Origin of the sequence: Flavobacterium sp. (assembly GCF_039930565.1) — a bacterium.
Taxonomy (GTDB): Bacteria; Bacteroidota; Bacteroidia; order Flavobacteriales; family Flavobacteriaceae; genus Flavobacterium.
Genome location: NZ_JBDTTP010000151.1, coordinates 1 through 2,853, shown reverse-complemented (window position 1 = coordinate 2,853; position 2,853 = coordinate 1). Strand labels below are relative to the sequence as shown.

General features: G+C 34.6%; 1 protein-coding gene. It reads right to left on the bottom strand.

Annotation, left to right across the window (positions count from 1 at the left end; genetic code table 11):
* Positions 1–234: 234 nt before the first annotated feature.
* On the bottom strand, positions 235–2,853 hold a 2,619-nt coding region (locus ABI657_RS19165), incomplete at its 5' end, for an ATP-dependent helicase (RefSeq protein ID WP_348098870.1).

Here is a 2,853-nt window from a genome sequence, read left to right as displayed (position 1 = left end):
AGTTTCTTGTAAAATTACTAATTTTAAGGTTTCGAACACTTATGATTTGCAATTTGTGCTCACAAAGAGAATCAAAAGTATATATAAACAAAGAAGCTTCAGATTTCTCTGAAGCTTCTTACTTGTAGCGTTGACAGGACAGAATATCGAACTTTTTGAGGAGGATTTGGAGAGAATATTGAATATTTTCAATAGGTGATCACTCTAGATTTGACTAGAGTAACAAATATGATTTTACTTATAATCAATAGCTTCAAAATAAAGCTCAGGTAAAATTATTTTGATTTCCTGTGAAGTTCCTTCCTTAAGCCAGTACAATATGAAATTCACATTTACACCTTTTAGTTCATAGTGTTTTGACTTCATTTCCTCAATTTTCTCAATGAGTCGTTTTGAAAATTTTAACACGGATTGTCCATTTGAATTTAAGCATTCATCGCCCTTAACATGCAACATTTCTCCACACGCCAGTTGGGAAACTAAAACCTGTTTGTTGATGAAATAGTCTAACCAGATATCTTTTAAAGTTGCATGTACAGCAATTTTATCAGGTGCAGTGTAAATTTCAAAATCGTTTATTTGTTCAAGATTTTCCGCTGCTAAATGATTGAGATAGCCTGCGTTTAGATGCACATTTAGATTACGTTTAGCCCTGGTCATTGCTACATACAGTTGTCGCTTGGCTTCATCTGTAGCTATATTAAAGTGCTCAAGTAAAAGGAATACATTATCAAACTCTTTTCCCTTGGTTTTATGAATGGTTGATACAAAAATTGTTTCGCCATTTTCATTATAAAAATCCTCCAGTTTAGATTCCCGGATCAAAACTTCTAAATCAGATTTATACTTTTTGTAAGGATTAGTGGTTTCAAAATCCTTGATGATGTTCAGGCAGATTTCTAATTTATTGCTGTTACGGAAGGTGTTAAGTAGCTCTCGTTTAGCATTGCCCCAAACCTCATCACTGATTGTGTAAATATCAGCTCCCAAATCTACTTTATCCAGTAAAAACCGGACTTCAACAAGATTATACAAACTAAAACCGTCATTAGATTGTATCAGTTTTGCCTTGATTCCATTCTTTAAAAGCAGTCCAGCAACTTTGATAGCCTCCTCGTTCGTTTTTGTGAGTACACACGTGGTTCCGGAAAGATCTGCGTTAGCTATATCCGTTACAAGAGGCGTAATCAGATTACTGCTTTGATATGTAACGACCTTGATTTTTCCGTTATCGGTTTGATTAGCAATAATCGATGTTTCTTTTAGGCGATGTTGTATTTGCCGGACAAATTGATTCGAAAACGCAACCAGATTATTTTTACTACGGTAATTTTCAACTAGTTCATGTTTTATGGCCTTGTTGTCATAAATGAACTGTTCAAGATATTTAGAACTTGCCCCCCTAAATTCATAAATATTTTGGTCATCATCTCCCACAGCAATAACCCTCATTTCTTCATTCTGCTCCATTAATGCGTTTATAAGAGCGAACTCATCGGCATTCATATCCTGGGCTTCGTCAATTACCAAAACAGTCTTAGTAATTTTACTGGTCTCAACATTGCCATTTTTAATTCTTTCAACCGTAGTGTTTAAAATATCCGTCGATTTTTCTAAAGTGCCGACCTTACCCAAAAGATCAAAACAATAGGAATGGAATGTTTTAATCTCAATAAAGTTCGCGGCATTGCCAATCAGTTTTAATAAACGCTTTTTAAATTCGGTAGCAGCTGCCCTTGAAAATGTCAGCATCAGTAACTGCTCATGCTTAACATCCTCCATTAACAGGAGCGAAGCCAGTTTATGGACTAACACCTTTGTTTTTCCACTGCCTGGACCGGCAGCAACAACTATATGCTGTGTTTCGTTATCATTAATAATTTTCAACTGTGTAGGGGAGAGTTCCCCAAACAGTTGTCTGAATTTTACAGGGGTAATATTCCGCTTAATCTCATTTTGCCTGCTTCCTTTAAAATACTTGTTTAAGAAAGAACTATAATTGAGTTGGAAATAATCTTCCACAAACTGAAGCGCATTCCTGTAATCAGCAATCATTCTTTGGGCATATTCGCCGACTATGTGAATTTGCTGAACTTTACTTTCGTAAAACTGGCTGAGCTTTTGATAATCGTCTTTAGTGTATTGCTTTTTATTATTTTGTTCAGTTCGCTCAATGGTTAAGCGGTTATACACGACAAGAAAACCGCCTTCAATCTTTATTGCCTCAATTCGTGAAAGATAGAACAACGTATCTTCAATATCATCAATGCTTATTTCTTTTTTGAAAAGGCTAAAGCTATTATCATAAGCAGCCTTTAGTTCATGCACCGAAAACTCCACCAAAATATCATCTTTATCTTCTTGATCTTTTACAGTTTCAATGATGGTTTTATCATAAAAGAATTCAACGATAAATGTTGCAAGCTCATGGCGTTTTTCAAGCTTATCCTTTAATTGCTCTTTACTTTGAAGACAGAGTACAGTAATATGGTTCTTAGAATGTTCCAAGTTCTTTCTTTTAATCCAGTTCTTAATAGACCAAAAGTTAATTATCGTTTTTAGTTTATTGGTATTTACACTCTCACAACCATTTTTTTCTGCTTCTTCGTTCAATTCTTTCAAATGAAAGATACTTTCTTCTTCTTTGAAAACCGGAAGTAAAAACTTTTCAATTTTACTGTATGTCTCTACAATGGAAAGGGAGCGGTTTTTATTTTCTGCTTTCTTTATAAATGCGGTCAAGTCCTTTGCATCTGCCAGAATATTCTCCTCACGTAGCAAATTTATCACATTAATGACCTCTTCTTTTACAATACCCAAATGATCACTAATATAATCTACCCTTGATTCGGC